The 2599-nt window shown below is 35.4% G+C and carries 2 protein-coding genes; one reads left to right on the top strand and one right to left on the bottom strand.

Annotated features, from left to right (window positions below; translation table 11 throughout):
• Positions 1-142 precede the first annotated feature (142 nt).
• Complete coding sequence (gene aspS, locus ACRD62_RS22265; RefSeq protein WP_430822287.1) at positions 143-1900, bottom strand: aspartate--tRNA ligase; 1758 nt, start codon at positions 1898-1900, stop codon at positions 143-145.
• Between the two features lie 129 nt (positions 1901-2029).
• Between aspS and ACRD62_RS22260 the strand changes: the two genes are divergently transcribed.
• A complete protein-coding gene (locus tag ACRD62_RS22260; protein ID WP_430822286.1) occupies positions 2030-2476 on the top strand; it encodes a nucleoside deaminase in 447 nt (148 codons plus the stop codon).
• The last annotated feature ends 123 nt before the right edge of the window (positions 2477-2599 follow it).

The following is a 2599-nucleotide window of genomic DNA, read 5'->3' as shown; positions in this document are numbered from 1 at the left end:
AGTGCCTGTTTTCGGGGTTTTGTTACACTTTTAAGATAGTGATAATTACTTAATTATCAAAGAAATAAATCAACTTCTGAATATCCCTAAAAAAATCCGCAAGATACATCTTGCGGATTTTTTATATAATGTAAATAACTTTTTACTTCTCTTTCTTTGTTAATGCAATATTTAATTCCTCCAATTGCTCTTTACTGATAGGCGATGGCGAATCAATCATCACATCTCTACCAGAGTTATTTTTAGGAAATGCAATAACATCGCGAATAGAATCAATTCCTGCAAACAAGGCAACTAAACGATCAAAACCAAAGGCAACACCACCATGAGGAGGAGCTCCATATTTAAAGGCATTCATTAGGAATCCAAATTGAGCTTCAGCATCTTCTTCAGAAAAACCTAATATCTTAAACATCTTATGCTGCAACTCATCATTAAAGATACGAATTGATCCTCCACCAATCTCAATACCATTAATCACCAAGTCATAAGCATTAGCTCTCACATTCTTTGGATCTGTATCCAACAGAGCCAAATCTTCTACTTTTGGAGAAGTAAATGGGTGATGCATTGCATAAAAACGATTGGTATCTTCATCCCATTCCAATAACGGGAAATCAACAACCCAAAGAGGAGAAAATGTATTTCTATCTCTCAAACCTAAACGGGTTCCCATTTCTAAGCGTAACTCACAAAGAGCATTTAAAGTTTTATTGGTTGAACCTGCTAGAATTAATACTAAATCTCCCGGTTTAGCCCCAAATTGCTCTCCTAATGATTGTAATTGGTCCTCGGTATAAAACTTATCTATTGATGATTTTACAGAACCATCAGCATTGTATTTTATATATATTAAGCCGCCAGCTCCAATCTGAGGTTTTTTCACGAAATCTGTCAATTGATCAAGCTGTTTACGTGTATAATCAGCACATCCATTTGCACAGATACCACCCACATATTCAGCAGAACTAAACAATTTGAATTCTGATTCTTTCACCGAATCAGTAATATCAACAAATTTCATATCAAAACGAGTATCCGGTTTATCTGATCCATAATACTTCATGGCATCAGCATACGATAATCTTGGAAAATCGTAATCCAGATCTACTCCTTTAATTGTTTTAAAAAGATGTTTTGTCATCCCTTCAAATGTATTTAGTATGTCATTTTGTTCAACATATGACATTTCACAGTCTATCTGCGTAAATTCAGGCTGACGGTCGGCACGTAAATCTTCATCGCGGAAACATTTTACGATTTGGAAATATCGATCAAAACCACCCACCATTAATAATTGTTTAAACACCTGAGGTGATTGAGGCAACGCATAAAATTGTCCTTCATTCATACGCGAAGGAACCACAAAGTCTCTGGCACCTTCAGGAGTTGATTTAATTAAAACAGGGGTTTCTGTTTCAATAAAATTTTGTGAATTAAGATAATTACGAACCTCAAAACCCATTTTATGACGTAAAACAAGGTTATCTCTTACCGGAGCTCTTCGTAAATCAAGGTAACGATATTTCATTCTTAATTCATCTCCACCATCAGTATCATCCTCTATTGTAAAAGGAGGTAATTCCGAAGCGTTAAGAATAATTAGTTGTTCAACCAAAATTTCAATATCTCCTGTAGCAATTTTTGAATTCTTACTGCTACGCTCAGCAACTGTTCCCTTAACCTGAATAACAAATTCTCTACCTAACTCATTGGCTTGATCACACAATTCTTTATGTGACTGCTCATTGAAAACCAATTGAGTAATACCATATCTATCGCGCAAGTCGATAAAGGTCATTCCTCCTAAGTTACGTACTTTTTGAACCCATCCACTTAAAGTTACAGACAGGTTTAGGTGATCCATTCTTAATTCACCACAGGTATGTGTTCTATACATTGCAATTCCTTGTTTACTACTGTAAATGTATTATTGAATACAGTATTTATCGCGTTTAAATTTAACTTTGCGAAAATAGTAAGAAAAAAAGGAATTATATAATAGCAAACCAAAGGATTAATAATAAAAATGGATCAAATAAATTTTTCTGACCAATACTTTATGAAACAAGCTTTTATAGAAGCAGAAAAAGCATTTCAAAAAAATGAAGTACCTGTTGGAGCTGTTGTTGTTTGTCAAGGTCAGATAATATCCAGGTCACATAACCTAACAGAAACGCTTAATGATGTTACAGCACATGCAGAAATGCTTGCAATCACATCAGCATCTGAGTTTTTAGGTGGAAAGTATTTAAATCAATGTACCCTTTATGTAACACTAGAGCCGTGTACAATGTGCGCAGGAGCCTTAAACTGGGCACAGTTAAAAAGATTGGTTTATGGCGCCAGCGATGAAAAAAGAGGCTATGAACGCTGCACCCCATCTTTAATTCATCCGAAAACAGAAATCACAAGTGGAATTATGGAGGAAGAATGCAAAGAAATCATTCAACGTTTTTTTAAAAGTAAACGATAAACTTCATAAACCGTTAAACGCAAAAAAACCGTTGCTCTGATTGAACAACGGGTTTCTTCCAAAAAAGGGCGGCGACCTACTCTCCCACTTCTACGCAGTACCATCGGCGCTGCAGGGCTTAAC

Source organism: Carboxylicivirga caseinilyticus, assembly GCF_050589785.1.
GTDB lineage: Bacteria > Bacteroidota > Bacteroidia > Bacteroidales > Marinilabiliaceae > Carboxylicivirga > Carboxylicivirga caseinilyticus.
Note: the sequence above shows the minus strand (reverse complement) of the source record. Positions and strands in the feature narration are given on the sequence as shown.